The sequence below is a fragment of the Ruegeria sp. H9 genome, from assembly GCF_056532915.1.
In genome coordinates this window covers 1,568,063-1,587,024 of sequence record NZ_JBQFNX010000001.1, presented here as the reverse complement: position 1 = coordinate 1,587,024, position 18,962 = coordinate 1,568,063, and the positions used below count along the sequence as shown (strand labels likewise).

The following is an 18,962-nucleotide window of genomic DNA, read 5'->3' as shown; positions in this document are numbered from 1 at the left end:
TTACTGCCCGCTACTCACATCTACTTTTGTGTTCCACCAGTCTTCGCTGGCCGTTTTGTTCATTCGGATGGTCGGTCGCTGCCCCAGTCGCATGTCGACCACGGCCACGTCACGTTCTAAAAGGTCCTGCACCTCGTTCACCGCCAACACGCGTTCCAGCGCGCGCGCCGGACGTTCGGTCGGCAACATGATGCGCTGGTTGCGATCCAGCACCAGATCCCAGCGCCGTTCGCCAACGCGCACCAAACCGCGAACGCGGTCGCCCAAGCTGCGGGCAGTGGTCAGGATTTGCAGCGCCTCGGGGACATGTTTGTTCGCGCCCTTCCCTGCGATCAGTGGCAGGGCTGCGTGATCGGCGCGTGCTGAAACACGGTCAACATGGGCTCCGGTTTCATCCAATAGCTCGATCCCGTCTCGGGTGCGCCAGACGATGACCGGCTGGCGTTCGACCACATCAACCTGAAGAATCCCGCCGGCGCGAATGCGTACGGTTGCCGATTTCACCGGGTCAAGCCCGGTGATGGTGTCGCGGATCAACTCCACATCCAGATCCCACGAGCTGAGCGGGAAATCGAGCGGCACGATCTCGCGGATATCCTCAGACAGTGCGGTTCCTGCCCCGTCGATGGCCATCAGGTTGACCATGAATTCGGGGCGCTCCTGGATCGAGGTCTTGATGTCGGCGATATAGGTGCTGACCGCCTCACGACGTTCTTCGGCGGCAAAGAAGCCACCCACCAAACCAACGACGATCAGAACCGGCAGGCCAATTTTTAGCCCGCGCCGGATGCCGGGGGTGAGCATCCAGCGCTGAAAGCGGTAGCTGAGGCGCGAGGGCGCGGGGTCCGCGTTGCGCGCGCGGCCAAAAAGACGCGCCCCGCGCAAATGCAGCTTAGGTTCGGTTTTGGGCTCGGGCCTTGGCGCGGCGGTGAAATCGGCATCCGGCCCCGCCAACGGTTTGGTCCGGTGAATCACCGGCGCGCGGGTGGCGGTCAGCGGTCGCATGAGGCGTCCTCCACCATCCAGGCGCAGAGCTGGCCGAAACTGATGCCAAGATGCTCGGCCTGTTCGGGCACCAGCGAAGTCGGCGTCATGCCGGGCTGGGTGTTGGTTTCCAGCAGGAACAGCCCGTCGGCACCCTTGCTGTCATCCCAGCGGAAATCGGTGCGGGACACGCCGCGACACCCCAGTGCATTATGCGCCTTAACCGCATAGTCCATGCAGCGGTCAAAGATATCCTGCGGGATCTCGGCGGGCAGCACATGCCACGAGCCGCCGGGCTTGTACTTGGCATCATAATCGTACCAACCGCCATCGGTCATGATCTCGGTCACCGTCAGGGCGCGATCGCCCATCACGGTCACGGTCAGTTCACGGCCCGCGACGTATTTCTCGACCATCACCTGATCAGGCATCGCCTCGTCCAGTTGCGGCGGGCCGTTGGCATTTTCATGCACGATATAGATGCCGACGCTGGAACCTTCGTTGTTGGGCTTAGCCACATAGGGCGGCTCCATCACATGGACCTCGACCACCTCGACCTTGGGAACGATCAGGCTGGGTACGATAGGTAATCCTTGGGCGGCATAGACCTCTTTGCTGCGTTGCTTGTCCATCGCAAGGGCCGAAGCCAGCACGCCGGAATGCGTGTAAGGAATGCGCATCCATTCCAGTAGCCCCTGCACACAGCCATCCTCGCCCCAGCGTCCATGCAGGGCGTTGAACACCACATCGGGTTGGATATCGGTAAGGCGAGCAGCAAGGTCCGGACCTGCGTCCAGTTCGACCACTTCAAAGCCTTCACCCACAAGAGCGGCTGCGCATTCGCGCCCAGAGCTGAGAGACACCTCGCGTTCCGCCGAGGGGCCGCCCATCAACACCGCCACTTTGGGGTTTGTCCTGCTCGACATACCCAATGTGCGCCTCAATGTCCCCGGACCTTATGTGGTGGTCCGTACTGCGTTTATGCCTTTGATCCGTCGTCCTAATTTGCCTGTTATGGTCTGACGGTCGGGGCTTTATTCTTTCAGCGGATCACCGACCCGCATGATTTCCCACTCTAGCGTGATGCCGCTTGTTTCGTAAACCTTTTTTCGCACCTCTTCACCCAGACCTTCCAGGTCCGCGGCGGTCGCATCGCCCGTGTTGATCAAGAAATTCGAGTGCTTGGGGCTCATCTGCGCACCACCTTTGGTGGCCCCGCGCATACCCGCGTCATCGATCACTTTCCACGCCTTGAGGTCATGCACATCGTCCGCGCGCCCAGTCGACGAGAACCCGGCTGGATTACGGAAGGTCGACCCGGCGCTGCGGTCCTTGGTGGGTTGAGTTTCGTCGCGCTTTTTTAGCTGCGCCTCCATGCGAGCGTGCAGCTCAGCTGGATCGCCCGAGGGGCCTTGAAACGTCGCCGAGATCAGCACCGCGCCTTCGGGCAGGTCGGACTGGCGATAGCGGAAGCTGAAGTCTTGCGGGGTCAGGTCCACGATCTCTCCGGCGCGGGTGACTACGGTAGCCTTTTGCAGCACATCCGCAGTATAGCTGCCGTAACAGCCCGCGTTCATGCGCACGGCCCCGCCGATCGACCCGGGTATCGTGCGCAGGAAAGTCAGGTCCACACCTCCATCCGCTGCTTTACGCGCCACATGCGCATCCAGCGCGGCGGCACCCGCGCTGACGGTATTGCCGTCGACCGAGATACCATTGAACCCGCGCCCCAATCGGATCACCACCGCCCGCAGACCACCATCACGGACGATCAGATTGGATCCGACACCCATAGGAAAGATGGGAACATCCGCAGGCAGATCACGCAGAAACGACTGAAGGTCTTCGGTATCGGCGGGTTGAAACAGATAATCCGCTGGTCCGCCGACGCGCAGCCAGGTGAGTTCGGAAAGAGAACGCGCCGCGGACAGGCGGCCACGGACGTCGGGCAGCTCGCTCATGCGCCTTCCCGGGATGCAAGGCTGCGCCCGCCTACTCCACCCATGATCACCGCAAACAGGAAGGGCAGGACCGCACCGGTCAGCCAGACGAAGGGGCCGAACGCCTGTTCCTCTTCCCCGGTGCCGACACTGGCCAGCATTATGATCAGTACCAGACCAAGGGCCGAGGTCAGCCCGATCAGCCACAGCAGTGCCTTGAGGCCGATCCAGCGCGCGGCGACAAAACCCGCAAGCGTCCCGAGGATCAGGGTAATCAGCGGCAAATAGGCGAAAGTGGCGATGTCGACCATGGGGGCCTCCTGAAAATGGCCAGTTACTTGTTCGCCGCCTTCATGCCCTGCATTTTCGCCTTTGTCCAACGGGTGAGGTAAATCACCGGCCAACGCAGAACTGACATACCTGCAGCCAGAACCAGCAGCCCGATCCATGGACCATTTTCATAGGTGACATAGCCTAGGATAGGGACGCCAACGGCGATCAGGAAATAGGCGCGCCGCCAATGGTTGTCCTTGCTGGGCAACATCGCCAACACGTTGGCGACAACACCCCACAGACCGGCAAGCGCAATCGACCAGTTCATTCCGACACCTCTTTACCCGTCCACTTGCGCCAGTAGTAGCGGATCGGGTTGCGGTACATCGAAACAAAACCGCCAGCAGCCAGGATTCCGACGAACCAGCCATAGTCTAAACTCAGCCACAGAATCAGAGCAGGCGCGCTGGCAAACAGTACAACACCCGGTGGGAATTGCAGGCGCATCGGCAGCATCGCCACAATGGTGGAAGCGAAGACCCAGACGCAGGCGAGTATGAGCGATAGCGCCACGAGGTTAGCTCGCTTTGGCGATTAACCGGTCAGGCAAACCGTTGGCCCAGGTGCTGATCGTACCTGCGCCGAGGCAGACGACCATATCGCCCGGGCGGGCCTGTTCACGGACAAGGCGGGCCAGGTCTTCTTCGTTCAAGATCGCGCGCGCGTGGCGGTGGCCGTGGCGGATCAGGCCCTGCACAAGATCGTCACGGCTGGCACCTTCGATCGGATCTTCGCCTGCAGCAAAGACCTCCGCAATAGCGACCACGTCGGCGTCGTTGAAGCAGGTGCAGAAATCGTCGAACAGGTCGGACAGGCGGGAGTAGCGGTGCGGCTGGTGGACTGCGATGACGCGGCCCTCGGTGGCCTGACGTGCGGCCTTGAGAACGGCGGCGATTTCGACCGGGTGGTGGCCGTAATCGTCGATGATGGTGACGCCGTTAATTTCCCCGACCTTGGTAAAGCGGCGGTTGACGCCGCCGAAATTGGCCAGCGCATCGCGGATTTCACTGGCCTTCATGCCCAGATGACGGGCCACGGCCACGGCGCTCAGCGCATTAGAGACATTGTGGTCGCCGGGCATTGGCAAGGTGCAACCTTCGATCACCTTGTCTTCATGGCGTAGGTGGATGTCGAAATGGGCGACGCCACCCTTATAGGTCAGGTTTTCGGCCCGCACATCGGCCTGTGCGTTGAAACCATAGGTGCGCACGCGGCGATCGGAGATGCGGCCAACAAGCGCCTGCACCTCGGCATGATCTGTGCAGCAGACGGCCAAGCCATAAAACGGCAGGTTCGAGACGAACTCGTAAAACCCGTCGCGCAGTTGGTCGAAATCACCCCAATGCTCCATGTGCTCGGGGTCGATATTAGTGACGATGGCGATGGTTGCAGGTAGGCGGTTGAATGAGCCGTCGCTCTCGTCTGCCTCGACCACCATCCATTCACCCTGCCCCATGCGGGCGTTGCTGCCATAGGCGTGGATGATGCCGCCATTGATGACAGTGGGGTCGAAATCGCCGGCAACCATCAGTTCGGCCATCATTGTGGTCGTGGTCGTTTTTCCGTGGGTTCCGGCGATGGCAATATTCGAGCGCAGCCGCATCAGTTCGGCCAGCATATCGGCGCGGCGGACAACCGGCAGGCCCTGCGCGCGTGCTTCGTCCAGTTCCGGGTTCCCCGGTTTGATCGCGGTCGATACCACGACCACGGCGGCATTCTGCAAGTTCTCGGCACGCTGGCCTTCGAAAATCTCAGCACCCAGCCCAGCCAGCCGGTCAGTAATCTTCGAGGTTTTCAGGTCCGAACCTTGTACCTGGTAGCCAAGATTCAAAAGCACCTCTGCGATACCCGACATCCCGATCCCACCGATGCCCACGAAGTGGATCGGTCCAACGTCCTGCGGCAGTTTGGTTGCTGGATTCATGAGGTCTCCTTCTGCGCCAGTTGCTCGACAAGGGCGACCAGACGCTCGGTGGCGTCCGGTGCCCCGACCGATAGCGCGGCATGGGCCATTTGCTGTGCGGCTTCGGGGTTGGTGAGAACCGTGGTCATTTGCTGTGTCAGCGCGGGAACGTCAAGGGCGTTTTCGGGGATCATGATCGCACCGCCTGCCTGAACCAATCCACGCGCATTGGCTGTTTGATGATCTCCGGCAGCCGTGGCAAGCGGGATCAAAATCGACGGGCGGCCAATCACGGAAATGTCGGCGATACTGGAGGCACCTGACCGGCTGACAACCAGCTGCGCGTCGGACATACGGCGAGGTACGTCGTCAAAGAAAGGCTGTACATCGGCGCGTATGCCGTGATCGGCGTAAAAGGCCTTGACCCGTTCACCATCCTCATCGCGGGCCTGATGCGAGACGCGGATATACCCGCGCAGATATTCAGGCAGCGCAGCGATGGCCCCCGGCACCACATCACTGAGGATACGTGCGCCCTGTGAGCCGCCCATCACCAGGACAGACATCGGGTACTCCCCAGGCGGGATATAGGGGGCAGCAGCGCGTTCAAGAACGGAGGCGCGAACCGGGTTACCAGTGTGTATGCCCTTGGACCCTTCAGGCAGATCGGTGGGCCAGACACCACAGGCCACTTGAGCCACACGCGTGGCAAACAGTTGGTTTACCCGGCCCAGAACGCCATTTTGTTCATGGATCATACGCGGCAGCTTCAGCAGGATGGCCGCGCCCAGCGCCGGTATCGACGGATAGCCGCCAAAGCCCACCACCACATCCGGCTTGTCACGCATCATCTGCGCAGCCATGCCAGTGACTCCAGCAGCAATCTTGGGTCCAACCAACATCTTGGCAGCCAAACCGCCTCGGGCGAAGGTGGCCGAGGATGCCTCGACAATCTCGACGTCTGCAGGGAACGCGCCGGTATAGCGCGCTCCGCGCGGGTCGGTGGACAGGCGCACACGCCAGCCTTTCTGCAGCATCGCCTCGGCCAACGCCTGCGCGGGGAACATGTGGCCCCCGGTGCCACCTGCTGCGATTAGTAGATAAGGTTTGCCCATCAGCCTCGTCCGCGCAGAATGTCGCCCAGCTCGCCCTGCGGGCGGGTTCGGGTGAAGGCCAGCAACATGCCAACCGCGATGCCGCCTGCAATCAGGGACGATCCGCCATAACTGACAAACGGCAGCGTCATGCCCTTGGCGGGCAGAAGACGCACGGCGACGCCCATGTTGATCATAGCCTGCACGCCAAACATGCAGGCCAGACCAGTGCCAGCCAGACGGATGAACATGTCGCGTTCGCGCATCAGTCGCAGCAGCGAACGCACAACGATCAGCGAGTACAGCGCGATGATGATCAGCACCAGAATCAGCCCGTATTCTTCGGCCGCGACCGCGATGATGAAATCCGTATGAGCATCAGGCAGAGACCACTTGACCTGCCCCTCACCCACGCCGACGCCGAACAGACCGCCTTCGCGGATAGCATTGGTGGCATACCCAAGCTGGGTGGTCGGATCGAGTTCCTGATTAAGGAAACCATCGATACGACGGGCAAAGTGCTCGGAATTGGAATAGGCAAACATGCCGCCCAGAACGACCGCCCCGGCCATGCCGACCAGCAATAGCATCGGGGCTCCGGCAACAAAATACATCACACCCCAACCAAAAAGGATAAGGCAGGCCTGCCCGAAATCGGGCTGCATCACCAGCATTGCCACGATGGACATACACAGTGCAAAGGACCACAACCGCCCCGGCGGGCCGTTGATTTCCTGTGATGCGGCCAGCAGCCATGCGGCCACCACGACAAAACCGGGCTTGAGAAACTCGGATGGCTGCAACGAGGCAAAACCCAGCGAATACCAGCGTACCGCGCCTTTGCCGAAATCGGTGCCGAAGACCGGCAGGAAAGCCAGCGCTACGAAGGAGGCCAGAAAGCCCAGAATCGCCAGCCGCCGCACCAGTGTCGGCGACATCATTGAGGTCAGCAGCATCGCAACCAGCGCCAGCCCGCCAAAAATCGCCTGACGTTCTACATAGTGGAAAGGATCGAACCCGTTGCGCCCCGCCAGTGGCGGCGACGAGGCCAGCCCAAGCAAAAGCCCGATGACAAACAGGATCAGAACGCAGGACATCGTCCAGCGATCAATCGTTCGCCACCACTTCGGAAGAATCGGTTCTCCGCGCTGGTCCTGGACCGCGCCATACACCATCTCAGTCATGAGATACCGCCACTATCTGCCTCGTTAACGTCCCGTTTTCGGGATCTGATTGAGAGTCTACAGGGATTTTTACATTTGGGCTAGCAGAATGACAGGCAGAACTGGAATTCCGGAACGATGAGCCGCCGTTGACAAACGCGCATGCATTCAAGCAGCGCATGCTGCCTGTTCTGATCGACGGCCCGTTGAGGCTCGGTTTGAGTTCATCCAAATATCAACCGCGCCCAACGTCATTGTTCAAAAAGTAAATCGTCAGTCTTTGATGGGGTATCTGTCAGGCTCTTCAAACACATCGATCACTCGGGAACCCGCCTTGATGCGCCCGCCATGCTCCACTCCGGCTGGGATAGAATAGCTGTCGCCGGGCAGATAAACTTTCGTCTCTCCGCCAATGGTGAGTTCAATTTCTCCTTCCACCACCGTACCCCATTGGGCACCATGTGAATGTAGTGGGAGTTCCATTTCTTTAAGAAAAGTAAAAAAGGCGACCAAACCAGCATCAGATCGAATGACTGCCGTCTGCACGACGTCTTCGGGAAATGGCACGTCTAGTCTTGGAAAGTCTGTAATGAAGTTTGGAAAGCGCATATTTTTATCCCTTTAGATGGATCTAACCGGCAAGCATTAGCACAGAGCCTAGCATGTCAGGATGCACTACGACTAAAAATCCACATACCATATGGCACAAACCCAAGTGCTGCTGAGAAATTCCGTGGGCCAAACCCACACCGTTTTTGGTCTGCGCTCTTGCCATCGCTCACAATCCACGCCATGCGCAGCATATGGATTTCGAGACGATCATCCTCGGTGCTGGCGCGGCTGGCATGATGTGCGCAGCCCATTGCGGTGGCCAGGCGCTGGTGATCGACCATGCAAAAGCTCCCGGAGAAAAGATCCGCATCTCGGGTGGTGGACGATGCAATTTCACCAATATGTATGCGGGACCGGGCAATTTCCTGTCTCAGAATCCGCATTTCAGCAAATCAGCGCTGGCGCGTTATACACAGTGGGACTTCATCGAACTGGTCGATCGCCATGGCATTGCATGGCATGAAAAAACGCTTGGGCAATTGTTCTGCGACGGGTCTTCGAAACAGATCGTCCAGATGCTGCTGAATGAAATGGTCAAGGCCGAGGCCGAGCTCTGGGTGCAGACGTCGCTGCGCAACTTGCGCAAAACCGAAAGCGGTTTCGCTTTGGATGTCGAACGCGATGGCAAGCACATCCCTCTGACCTGTCGCAATCTGGTTCTGGCCACGGGTGGCAAATCGATCCCCAAAATGGGCGCAACGGGGTTGGCCTATGACATCGCGCAGCAATTCGGGCTGCAGATAACCGAGACACGGGCGGCGCTGGTGCCGTTCACCTTCTCGGACGGTCGGTTCAAGGATTTGTCCGGCGTCTCCCTGCCCGCTCGACTATCAAACGAGCGCACCAGTTTCGACGAGGCTTTGTTGTTCACCCATCGCGGGTTGAGCGGTCCTTCGGTGCTGCAATTGTCTTCGTACTGGCGCGAGGGTGAGGCAATATGGGTCAACCTGATCCCCGATTTGCTTTTATACGATCTGCTTCGCGATCAGCGGCAGGCTTTTGGGCGCAAGGCGCTGACCACCGAATTGGCACGCCACCTGCCCACGCGTCTGGTGGAATACCTCGCACACCATATCCCGATGAAGGGCAATCTTGCGGATCAGTCCGACACGGCGCTGTCGGAACTGATCGCCGCATTGTCCAACTGGCGGCTTACGCCGTCGGGCACCGAGGGCTATCGCACCGCCGAGGTCACTCTGGGCGGGATCGACACTGACGGGCTGTCGTCTAAAACGATGGAGGCCAGGGATGTCCCCGGCCTCTATGTCATTGGTGAAGCGGTGGATGTCACCGGCTGGCTTGGCGGTTACAACTTCCAATGGGCGTGGTCCTCGGGCCACGCCGCCGGAAGTGCCATCGCAAGCCGTTAGCCTACGACGTTGTAACCCCGTCCGCGCATACAGTTGCGCACAATGACTTCCTTGTTCTGGTTCTTGTTGATCACGTCAGCACCTGCACCAACCAACGCACCGGCAACGGCGGCGCGACCCAGGTTGTCGCTGCTGTCCTGAACGATGCCGGTGACGGCTGCAGCACCTGCAGCGCCGATTGCGGCATTACCTGCGGTCGATCCGTCAACGCTGGCCTGCGAGGCTGCAAGTTGCTGGCACTGATACAGGTCCGAGTTGTAGTTCGGGCCTACAGGGCCATCGATCACGGGCTGATAGTTGGCCCCGGTATTGGTGCAAGCCGCAGCAGCCAGCAGCGCTGGAACGACCAGAAGAAGTTTACGGTTTGGCATATTCATGACCTCGTGTTGAATTTCCTGAAGGCAAAAACCAATGCAGGCAGTGCGTCAAGCAGATAGGCCCACAGCTTCGCCGAACCGGCGATCTATTGCAAACGCATTGCTTTCAGAGGCGTTTTTTAACCTGAACCACGAAGTCATCGCCACGTTGTTCGAAGTTGTCATACTGGTCGAAACTGGCCGCAGCAGGTGCCAATAGAACGGTTTCACCGGGCTGCGCATCGTCCATGGCCTGCATAACCGCCGCTTCCATAGTGGTGCAGACTTGCGCATCGGCCTGCAACTGCATTGCAAAGCTCGCCGCCTCACGCCCGATGACGTAGGCCTTGATTACGTGGTCCCCTGCCCCGTTCAGCGCCTCAAGCCCGCCTTCTTTCTCAAGCCCGCCACAGATCCAACGTATCTTCTTGAACGCGCTCAAGGCTTTGAGGGCGCTATCTACGTTGGTGGCTTTCGAGTCATTCACATAGGTCACGCCGTCCGCCTCGGCGATGATCTGACTGCGGTGCGGCAGACCCGGGAAGCTGTGCAGCGCGTCTTCGATCACGCGCGGAGCAAGGCCCAGCGAACGGCAGGCGGCATAGGCGGCGCAGGCGTTCTGGTGATTATGCGCACCGGGCAGGCCCTTGATCTCACGCAGGTCGATCGATCCGGCCTGACGGCCCTTGCGGTATTCCGACAGGAAACCCTTGCGGGCAAAGACCTGCCAACCCGACCCGGTCAGCTTGCGCGCCACCGAGACGCGGATCACCCGGTCATCCGACGGCCCCTCGGCCAGTTGCCCGGCTAGAAACGCGCCCTCGGCCTCATCTATCCCGATCACGGCGCGGTCTGGGCCTCCTTCGGCGAACAGGCGACGCTTGGCGGCAAAGTAACCACCCATTCCACCATGTCGATCCAAGTGATCAGGTGAAAGATTGGTGAAAACCGCCACATCCGGCGTCAGTGCGCGGGCCAGTTCGGTCTGGTAGCTCGATAGCTCCAGTACCACGACCGATCCATCGCTACCTGGGTCGATGTCCAGCACGCCGCGCCCAATGTTGCCCGCCAGTTGCGAGTCGCGCCCGGACTCGGTCAGGATATGGTGGATCAACGCAGCGGTGGTTGATTTGCCATTCGATCCCGTCACCGCGATGACGCGCGGTGGGATGTCGTAGTTGTTCCATTCAGGGCCTGCGAAAGAGCGAAAGAACAGACCTATATCATTGTCGACCGGAACTCCGGCTTCCAACGCAGCGGCCACAACCGGGTTCGGCGCGGGGTAGAGATGAGGGATGCCGGGCGAGACAATTAGTGCGGCAATATCGTCAAACGCCGCGTGGCGGCGCAGATCGACACACGAGAATCCCTCGACCTCTGCCGCTTCACGCGCGGCGGGGTTGTCATCCCAGCAGATCGGCTCAGCCCTGCCAGCGCGCAGCGCTCGTGCGGTGGTCAGACCCGACCGACCTAGCCCCAGAACCGCTACTTTCTGCCCTGAAAACCCTTTGACCGGGATCATTGCCATACACCTTCTATCCGAGCCGCTCTTCCAGCCAGTCCGCCCGCCAAGCGACTGGCCCTTTTGGAACGTTTTCTATTACAAACCCATAGTCTGGTAACCGGTCGCACAATGCATCGTATTCCGCAATAGCTGCGGCCAAGTTGTGCCGCCGGTCATCATCCTGTTCGAATATCTCAGGCCAAGGAGGAAAGAGAAACACGCATGGGTCGTAGCCCAAGTGTAGTATCTGTTCACGCACTTTGGTCTCCAACGGTGTACCGGTTCGATCAAACCAAATCAGCGCGTCCAATGCCGAACGATCAAATAGCACAAGATCATCTTTGGCATTGCTGAAGTCAGATATCGCAAGTTCAATGATCCTGCGGCAGAATACCTCGGAGTTGACCCAAGGCAGAGCGCGACCACCACCTTGTCTTTCCTCGGCAATGACACGACGACCCGGCTCGGAAACTGTTGAATATCCGCGTCGGGCCATCTCCTCCAGCAGTGTTGATTTGCCACCACCGGAGCATCCAGAAAGCACGATGCAACGCGGGCTCATCTGACTTTCAGCGTCGCCAGCCCGATCATCGCTAAGATCAGTGAAATGATCCAGAACCGGATCACGATGGTGGGTTCAGCCCAACCCTTTTTCTCATAATGGTGATGGATCGGCGCCATCAGGAACACGCGCTTTCCGGTCCGTTTGAAATATAGAACCTGGATGATCACACTTAAAGCTTCAACCACGAACAGCCCGCCCACGACTGCCAATACCAACTCGTGTTTGGTAGCCACGGCAATCGCGCCCAGCGCACCACCCAGAGCCAGTGATCCGGTATCACCCATGAAAACCGCCGCCGGAGGGGCGTTGTACCACAAGAATCCCAGCCCCGCACCGAACAGCGCTGAAGTGAAGATGAAGATTTCACCGGTGCCAGGCACATAGTGAACATCAAGATACTCGGTGAAGTCGACCCGCCCAACCGCATAGGCAATCACACCAAGGGTCGAGGCCGCGATCATCGCGGGCATGATCGCCAGCCCGTCCAGACCATCTGTCAGGTTCACCGCGTTGGCCGCACCCACAATGACGATCACCGCAAAGGGGATATAGAAAAGGCCAAGATTGATCAGCGTATCCTTGAACACCGGCAGAGCCAGTTGGTTTTGCAAATCGCTGGGGTGGTGCAGCGTCGCCCAGAGTGACGCCAGCACGGCGATGATGATCCCCAGCGCCAACCGCATTTTACCGGAAACGCCCTTGGTGTTCTGCTTTGAGACCTTGGCATAATCGTCCGCAAAGCCGATGGCCGCATAGGCCAGCGTCACGAACAGTACCATCCAGACATATGGATTGTCCCAGCGCGCCCAGATCAGGGTCGAGGTGACCAGCGCACCCACGATCAGCAGCCCGCCCATGGTAGGGGTTCCAGCCTTGGACAGATGCGCTTCGGGGCCGTCATCGCGGATCGGTTGACCTTTGCCTTGCCGTTTGCGCAATACGTTGATCAAGGGTTTTCCGAACAAAAACCCAAAGATCAGCGCAGTCAGAAAGGCGCCCCCTGCCCGGAAGGTGATATAGCGGAAGAGGTTCCAGAAATCCCCTCCGTCCGACAGGGCGGTTAACCAATAGAGCATTACAAAACCTTTCTCACAATACGGCGGCTCTCTGGCGCGCTGCCATGCCCCATTTGCCGCAGACCGTCAACGATCTGCGCCAGAGCCATGCTGAGAGAGCCCTTGGCCATCACTACATCGCCGCTACGGATCAATTCCGGCAGATGGGCGGCCATCTCATCGCTGGTTTCCGTCCACAACCCGCGCTTGCCCTCGGGCAGAGCCTGATGCAGCGCTTGCATCAACGGGCCGATGCAATGAACCTGATCGACATGCGCCATCGCAGGCACCTCGGCCATGGCGGCGTGCATCGCCTGCTCTTGCGCACCAAGCTCTTTCATGTCGCCCAGAAACGCGATCTTGCGTTTGCCCGCCGACGCAGACAGCACGTCGAGAGCGGCCTCCATCGAGGTTGGATTGGCGTTGTAGCTGTCATCGAGCAGTTCAATCTGCCCGCCATCTGGCAGCGCGATCACCTCGCGCACACCGCGCCCTTTGACCGGAGACCAGCCGCGCAGACCGGCAATCGCCTGATCCAGATCGACCCCCAGCGCGACACAGGCCGCCAGAGCGCCCAGCGCATTCATAGCAAAGTGAGTTCCCGCGGATTGGACATCGAATGTGATGTCTGCGCCGCCGACAATACCGTGTCCCCGCACCGAGTCAGGGCCTTGGAGCACGTTGGTCAGCGCATAGTCCCGCGCCTTGTGGCCAAATTCGACGATCCTTGCACCATGCGCAGCGGCGCAGTCGCGCAAGATGCCCGCGTGTTCGATATCGGCGTTGACGATAGCGGTGCCGCCCTCGGCCAGCCCGTCGAAGATCGCAGCCTTTTCAAAAGCAATACCCGCAACCGAGTCGAAGGCTTCGAGGTGGACGGCGGCTACTGTGGTCACCAGCCCCACATGCGGTTGCACCTGACGCGCCAGCGGAGCGATTTCGCCCGGATGATTCATGCCGATCTCGATCACCGCGAACTCGGTGTCGCGCGGCATTCGCGCCAGCGTCAAAGGCACGCCCCAATGGTTATTGTAGCTGGCGACGCTGGCATGAGTTTTGCCTTGCGTCTCCAGAATGCTGGCCAGCATTTCCTTGGTCGAGGTTTTACCCACGCTGCCAGTCACCCCCACCACGCGCGCACCTGTCCGGGCGCGAGCCGCCTGCCCCAACGCCTCTAGACCCGTCTGCACATCGTCGACGATCAACAGCGGTGCATCTTCGGGCACGCCTTCGGGAATATGCGACACAAGCGCTGCGCCTGCGCCTTTTTCAAGCGCTTGGGCGACGAAATCATGGCCGTCGCGGGCAGCCTTCAACGCAACGAACAGGTCACCCGGCTGCAGGGTGCGCGTGTCGATGGAGACGCCGTTCACCTGCCAATCGGTGGTGGCGCGCCCGTTGGTGGCCTCTGCGGCCTCGGCTGCGGTCCAGAGCGTCATGCGACCCTCCCGTCCAGCGCGGCAACGCTGATACTGGCCTGTTCCACATCGTCAAAGGGCAGGACCTGATCTCCGACGATCTGGCCGGTTTCGTGTCCCTTGCCCGCAATCAGCAGAGCGTCGCCCGGTTGCAGCGCGTCGATGCCGCGCAGGATGGCCTCGGCCCGGTCGCCGACTTCCGTGGCTTCGGGTGCGCCCAACATGACAGCACCGCGGATGGTGGCCGGGTCTTCGCTGCGTGGGTTGTCATCGGTAACAAAGACCACATCGGCGTTTTCAGCAGCGGCCCGCCCCATCAATGGGCGTTTAGTGGCGTCTCGGTCACCACCTGCACCAACAATGGCGATCAGACGTCCCATGACATGCGGGCGCATCGCCTTCAGTGCAGTGGCCACGGCATCCGGCGTATGAGCGTAATCGACAAACACCGCCGCGCCGTTGTCGCGGGTTGCAGCCAGCTGCATCCGTCCGCGCACGGTGATCAGGTGCGGCAAGGTTTCAAATACGCGGTCGGGGTCCTCGCCCGCCGCGATGACCAATCCGCAAGCCAGCAAAACGTTCTCGGCCTGAAAGCCGCCGATCAGATTCAGGCGGGTTTGATAGGCCTTGCCTTTCCATGAAAAGCGCAAATCCTGCCCGGTCGCGTCAAAGCGTTGATTCAGAAGACAAAGATCAGAACCCTCAGGGCCTACGGTGATGATACTCTGGCCGCGTGCCTCGGCGATCTTGCGCATCTCGGCACCCTTGGGATCACCAAGGTTGACCACAGCGACCCCGTCTTCGGGCAGCACACGATCAAACAGACCCGCCTTGGCTGCGAAATAGGCCTCGAACGTGTCGTGATAGTCCAGATGATCCTGCGTGAAATTCGAGAACCCGGCAGCGGTCAGATGCACCCCGTCCAAGCGACTCTGTTCAAGCCCGTGCGAGGAGGCCTCCATCGCCGCATGGGTCACGCCATTTTCGGCAGCTTCGGCGAGACAACGGTGCAGAGTGATCGGCTCGGGTGTGGTATGGGCCAGCGGCGCAGTCCATGCGCCTTCGACCCCGGTGGTGCCCAGGTTGACGGCGGCAAGTCCAAGCTCGGTCCAGATCTGGCGGACGAAACTGGCGACCGAGGTTTTTCCATTGGTGCCGGTGACCGCCACGATGGTCTGCGGTTGCGCGCCAAACCATAGGGCGGCGGCCCCTGCCAGTGCCTGACGGGGGTCTTCCGTGACGATCAGCGCAGCATCGGATGCGGTCAGTTCGTCGGTGGCGATCTCGGCCCCTTTCGCGTCCGTCAGGATCGCGGTGGCCCCCATGCGCAAGGCGTATTGGATGAAGTCTCCACCATGGACTCGGGTGCCGGGAAGGGCTGCAAAGAGGAAACCGTCTTTGACCTCGCGGCTGTCGACAGCCAGACCGGTGATTTCGGGATTGGCCCCTCCCCGTGCGGTCAGGGCCAGTTCGCTGAGTTTCTTTGACCGATTGCCCATGACCCACCTTTCGCTGGACAGCCTAATTTGAGGTCAGCGTTATAGCAGCGCGCGCCTCAGGCTCAAGCCGGGGTCTGAGACCCAATAGCGGCGCCACCCGTCCAATCAGTTCGGCAGCAACGGGAACGGCAGTCCAACCCGCCGTGCGGCGCTTTTCGCCATAGGCCACGATGGACGGTTCATCCAGCGTGACGATTAGCACATATTTCGGATCATAGGCCGGGAAGATGGTGGCGAAGGTGGCAATCACCTTGTCCTCATAGTACCCGCCACGCGGCTTGGGTTTATCGGCAGTACCGGTTTTTCCCGCCACGTCGTACCCTTTGACATCACCAAAGCTGGCGGTGCCATCCGTGACCACTTTGCGTAGCATATTTTGCGCCTGCTTGGCGGTGTTTTCGGACATCACGCGAGGGCCGTATTGCGGGCCATTGCGGCGCAGGATCGTGGGGCTGACATAGTACCCGCCATTGGCAATCGCTGCGTAACCAGCGGCCAGATGCATGGGGCTGGTCGAAAGGCCGTGGCCATAAGAAATCGTCACGGTGCTCAACTCACCCCATTTCTTGGGCTTGAGCGGTTGCCCGCCCTTGGCCTCGACAATCTCGAATGGGGTTGGGTCGAACATGCCCAGCGCGTTCAGAAAATCCTGTTGCCGGTCGGCCCCGATTTGCAAGGCCAGCCGCCCGGTGCCTCGGTTCGAGCTGTACTTGATTACATCCGAGACACTGATCTCACCATAATTCTTGCCGTTAAACTCGCCAATCGGGAAGCGCCCGATTTTCATTGGGCCGGAAGTGTCAATGATGGTGTTGGAGTTCACCAGACCTAGCTGCACCGCCTGTGCGGCGGTGAAGATTTTGAACACCGAACCCAGCTCATAGACACCCTGTACATAGCGATTGAACAGAGGGCTGTCCGAGGGATCGAAGCCCGAGGTCGGCGGGCGCGGACGGTCATTGGGATCAAAAGACGGCAACGACGCGGCCGAGACGACCTCGCCCGTATGGGCGTTCATCAGAACCGCCGAGGCTCCTTTGGCGTTCATGATCTTCATGCCGCCATATAGCACCTGTTCTACCGCCGCTTGAACGGTCAGATCCAGCGACAGTTGCAGCGGCTTGTTGCCGTTGGCCGGGTCGCGCAGATAGCCGTCGAACTGTTTTTCGACGCCAGCTACGCCGATCACCTCAGCTGCGCTGACACCTTCGCGGCCAAAGCCCGAGCCGCCCAGAATATGCGCCGCGAGTCTGCCATTGGGATATAGCCGCATTTCGCGCGGGCCGAACAGGATGCCGGGATCTCCGATGTCATGCACCGCCTGCTTCTGCTCGGGCGAGATGCGCTTCTTGATCCACAGGAATTTTCGCTTACCGGTGAAGTCTTTGACCAAACGCTCTTTTTCCAGATCAGGGAAAATAGCGACCAGTTGCTCGGCTGCGGCGATCGGGTCAATCATCAACGGAGGCTGCGCATAGACAGAATAGGTGTCCAGATTGGTCGCCAGAATACGGCCTTCGCGATCCACGATATTGGCGCGTTGCATGGCGATGGAGGCCCCCGGCGCACTTGCCAATGGTTCTTGCGCCTCGGATGTCGCCAGAACGCCCATACGAAAGCCTACGACCGAAAAGGCGCAAAAGAAGAAAAGACCCAACACCAACAGGCGGCCCTCGGCGCGCGCACGGGCGCGGTCTTTCATGTCTTCGTGGCGTTTGCGGATGTTCTCTCGCTCAATCGCCTTGGGGTTTTCACCCTTTGCACGGGCGTCGAGGATACGGGCCAGAGGGCGAAGTGGTGTGCGGGTCATGGAACCTGCACCTCGATCAGTGCCTGAATGTCAGTGACGTCCTGTATTTCAAGCGGGTCGACGATGGGCAGATCCGGGTCCTCGCCATAGGAAATCTGATCGGCGCGACCAAACTGCTCGGCCCGCAGAGGCAGCAAGCTGAGACGTTCGAAATTCAAGTCCGCCAGCTCACGCAAACGATCAGGCCGGTTTAGATAGGCCCATTCGGCATTCAGCACGGCGAGTCGCGCCTGCGCCATACCGATCTGGCCTTGCAGCGACTGCGTTTCCTTCAGCACCTGCTGCGTGCGGTAGTTCTCTTGATAAGCCCAAAGCGCCAGCCCGAACACGGATAGTGCAGTCAACACATACAGAATACTCTTCATCTTGCCCTTCCCCCCAATTGCGGCATGCCGATGGCCCGGGACTCAATTTCCCCTGCCGGGGCATCCGTTCTTATCGCGACACGCAATTTTGCCGAGCGTGCACGTGGGTTTTCTTCAAGTTCCTGCTCATCCGGCCCAACGGCCTTGCGGGTCTTGAGTGTGAATTGCGGCTTCTCCTGCTCCATCTCAGGCGCATAACGGTTGGCGCGTCCGGTTTTGCCCGCGCGCGATTGGAAGAACCGCTTCACCATCCGGTCTTCTATGGAATGGAAAGTCACAACGGCCAGTTGCCCCCCCGGCTTCAAAGCGCGCTCGGCGGCCATAAGCCCCTGAAACAGTTCTTCGTATTCTGCGTTCACCGCGATCCGTAGCCCCTGAAAGCTGCGCGTCGCCGGGTGCGATTGGCCCGGTTTGGGGCGCGGCAGGCAGGATTCGACAATCTCGACCAGCCGCAGAGTTGTTGTGATCGGTTCTTCGGCCCGCGCCTTGACGATGGCCTTTGCTATACGACGACTGGCGCGTTCCTCCCCGAAATGGAACAGGATGTCGGCCAATTGCGTCTCGGTTGCCGTATTCACCAGATCAGCTGCGCTTTCACCATCCTGGCTCATCCGCATGTCGAGCGGGCCATCTTTCATGAAGGAAAAACCGCGTTCAGCCCGATCCAACTGCATGGATGAGACACCAAGATCCAGCACCACGCCGTCCAAATCCTGTGCATATTCATCCATGCGAGAGAACACGCCCTGCTGCATCACCAGCCGGTAACCATATTCCCCAGCCCAGTTAGCGGCCATTTCAAATGCCAGCGGGTCGCGATCGACGCCAATGACTTTCTCGGCCCCGGCCTCCAGCAACGCACGAGTATAGCCGCCTGCGCCGAATGTGCCGTCCAGCCAGGCACCGGATACCGGCGCCACGGCGGCCAACAACGGGCGCAGAAGTACGGGGATATGAGGTTTGTCCGATGAGGTCTGAGCGCCGGCCATGC

20 protein-coding genes are annotated in these 18,962 nt (G+C 60.0%); 1 reads left to right on the top strand and 19 read right to left on the bottom strand.

What is annotated here, in order from left to right; all coding sequences use genetic code 11:
• The 10 genes from ACR0CZ_RS07665 to ACR0CZ_RS07620 form a co-directional block, all read right to left on the bottom strand.
• Positions 1-1,005 carry a cell division protein FtsQ/DivIB gene (locus ACR0CZ_RS07665; RefSeq protein ID WP_170392025.1) on the bottom strand — a complete coding sequence of 335 codons (1,005 nt, stop codon included), beginning with the start codon at positions 1,003-1,005 and terminating at the stop codon, positions 1-3.
• On the bottom strand, positions 993-1,910 hold the full coding sequence (locus ACR0CZ_RS07660) for a D-alanine--D-alanine ligase (RefSeq protein ID WP_170392026.1): 918 nt from the start codon (positions 1,908-1,910) through the stop codon (positions 993-995). Before ACR0CZ_RS07660 ends, ACR0CZ_RS07665 begins: the two co-directional genes overlap by 13 nt.
• Before the next feature lie 108 nt (positions 1,911-2,018).
• Positions 2,019-2,945 (bottom strand): UDP-N-acetylmuramate dehydrogenase, encoded by a 927-nt coding sequence (murB, locus tag ACR0CZ_RS07655; RefSeq protein ID WP_170420834.1) that lies wholly within the window; start codon positions 2,943-2,945, stop codon positions 2,019-2,021.
• Positions 2,942-3,235, bottom strand: a complete 294-nt coding sequence (locus ACR0CZ_RS07650; RefSeq protein WP_170392030.1) for a hypothetical protein — start codon at positions 3,233-3,235, stop codon at positions 2,942-2,944. The genes murB and ACR0CZ_RS07650 overlap by 4 nt, the downstream gene beginning before the upstream one ends.
• A gap of 23 nt (positions 3,236-3,258) precedes the next feature.
• Positions 3,259-3,525 (bottom strand): DUF2484 family protein, encoded by a 267-nt coding sequence (locus ACR0CZ_RS07645; protein WP_170392032.1) that lies wholly within the window; start codon positions 3,523-3,525, stop codon positions 3,259-3,261.
• The gene (locus ACR0CZ_RS07640; protein WP_170420832.1) at positions 3,522-3,770 is read right to left on the bottom strand and encodes a DUF2484 family protein; all 249 of its coding nucleotides are present in this window, start codon (positions 3,768-3,770) and stop codon (positions 3,522-3,524) included. Before ACR0CZ_RS07640 ends, ACR0CZ_RS07645 begins: the two co-directional genes overlap by 4 nt.
• A gap of 4 nt (positions 3,771-3,774) precedes the next feature.
• Positions 3,775-5,181, bottom strand: a complete 1,407-nt coding sequence (gene murC, locus ACR0CZ_RS07635) for a UDP-N-acetylmuramate--L-alanine ligase (RefSeq protein WP_170392036.1) — start codon at positions 5,179-5,181, stop codon at positions 3,775-3,777.
• Positions 5,178-6,275, bottom strand: coding sequence for a UDP-N-acetylglucosamine--N-acetylmuramyl-(pentapeptide) pyrophosphoryl-undecaprenol N-acetylglucosamine transferase (locus ACR0CZ_RS07630; RefSeq protein WP_170392038.1), 1,098 nt, complete (start codon positions 6,273-6,275; stop codon positions 5,178-5,180). The genes murC and ACR0CZ_RS07630 overlap by 4 nt, the downstream gene beginning before the upstream one ends.
• Entirely contained in the window at positions 6,275-7,438 is a 1,164-nt protein-coding gene (gene ftsW / locus ACR0CZ_RS07625; RefSeq protein WP_170392040.1) for a putative lipid II flippase FtsW, read from the bottom strand. The genes ACR0CZ_RS07630 and ftsW overlap by 1 nt, the downstream gene beginning before the upstream one ends.
• A 252-nt stretch (positions 7,439-7,690) precedes the next feature.
• Entirely contained in the window at positions 7,691-8,026 is a 336-nt protein-coding gene (locus ACR0CZ_RS07620) for a cupin domain-containing protein (RefSeq protein WP_170392042.1), read from the bottom strand.
• Between the two features lie 194 nt (positions 8,027-8,220).
• Between ACR0CZ_RS07620 and ACR0CZ_RS07615 the strand changes: the two genes are divergently transcribed.
• Complete coding sequence (locus ACR0CZ_RS07615) at positions 8,221-9,399, top strand: BaiN/RdsA family NAD(P)/FAD-dependent oxidoreductase (protein ID WP_170392043.1); 1,179 nt, start codon at positions 8,221-8,223, stop codon at positions 9,397-9,399.
• Here ACR0CZ_RS07615 and ACR0CZ_RS07610 read toward each other — a convergent pair.
• The 9 genes from ACR0CZ_RS07610 to rsmH all read right to left on the bottom strand — a co-directional run bounded on the left by ACR0CZ_RS07610 (position 9,396) and on the right by rsmH (position 18,960).
• Positions 9,396-9,776, bottom strand: coding sequence for a glycine zipper family protein (locus tag ACR0CZ_RS07610; protein ID WP_170392045.1), 381 nt, complete (start codon positions 9,774-9,776; stop codon positions 9,396-9,398). The genes ACR0CZ_RS07615 and ACR0CZ_RS07610 overlap by 4 nt on opposite strands.
• 106 nt (positions 9,777-9,882) lie before the next feature.
• Complete coding sequence (murD, locus tag ACR0CZ_RS07605; protein WP_170392911.1) at positions 9,883-11,277, bottom strand: UDP-N-acetylmuramoyl-L-alanine--D-glutamate ligase; 1,395 nt, start codon at positions 11,275-11,277, stop codon at positions 9,883-9,885.
• A 13-nt stretch (positions 11,278-11,290) separates the two neighbouring features.
• The gene (locus ACR0CZ_RS07600) at positions 11,291-11,821 is read right to left on the bottom strand and encodes an AAA family ATPase (RefSeq protein ID WP_170392047.1); all 531 of its coding nucleotides are present in this window, start codon (positions 11,819-11,821) and stop codon (positions 11,291-11,293) included.
• Complete coding sequence (gene mraY, locus ACR0CZ_RS07595; protein WP_170392049.1) at positions 11,818-12,900, bottom strand: phospho-N-acetylmuramoyl-pentapeptide-transferase; 1,083 nt, start codon at positions 12,898-12,900, stop codon at positions 11,818-11,820. Before mraY ends, ACR0CZ_RS07600 begins: the two co-directional genes overlap by 4 nt.
• The gene (locus ACR0CZ_RS07590) at positions 12,900-14,318 is read right to left on the bottom strand and encodes a UDP-N-acetylmuramoyl-tripeptide--D-alanyl-D-alanine ligase (protein WP_170392051.1); all 1,419 of its coding nucleotides are present in this window, start codon (positions 14,316-14,318) and stop codon (positions 12,900-12,902) included. The genes mraY and ACR0CZ_RS07590 overlap by 1 nt, the downstream gene beginning before the upstream one ends.
• On the bottom strand, positions 14,315-15,796 hold the full coding sequence (locus ACR0CZ_RS07585) for a UDP-N-acetylmuramoyl-L-alanyl-D-glutamate--2,6-diaminopimelate ligase (protein WP_170392053.1): 1,482 nt from the start codon (positions 15,794-15,796) through the stop codon (positions 14,315-14,317). The genes ACR0CZ_RS07590 and ACR0CZ_RS07585 overlap by 4 nt, the downstream gene beginning before the upstream one ends.
• Before the next feature lie 22 nt (positions 15,797-15,818).
• A complete protein-coding gene (locus tag ACR0CZ_RS07580) occupies positions 15,819-17,606 on the bottom strand; it encodes a peptidoglycan D,D-transpeptidase FtsI family protein (protein ID WP_170392055.1) in 1,788 nt (595 codons plus the stop codon).
• Positions 17,603-17,971: a cell division protein FtsL gene (gene ftsL, locus ACR0CZ_RS07575; RefSeq protein ID WP_170392057.1), complete on the bottom strand. Its 369-nt coding sequence runs from the start codon at positions 17,969-17,971 to the stop codon at positions 17,603-17,605. The genes ACR0CZ_RS07580 and ftsL overlap by 4 nt, the downstream gene beginning before the upstream one ends.
• Positions 17,968-18,960 (bottom strand): 16S rRNA (cytosine(1402)-N(4))-methyltransferase RsmH, encoded by a 993-nt coding sequence (gene rsmH, locus ACR0CZ_RS07570; RefSeq protein WP_170392912.1) that lies wholly within the window; start codon positions 18,958-18,960, stop codon positions 17,968-17,970. Before rsmH ends, ftsL begins: the two co-directional genes overlap by 4 nt.
• Positions 18,961-18,962: the final 2 nt, after the last annotated feature.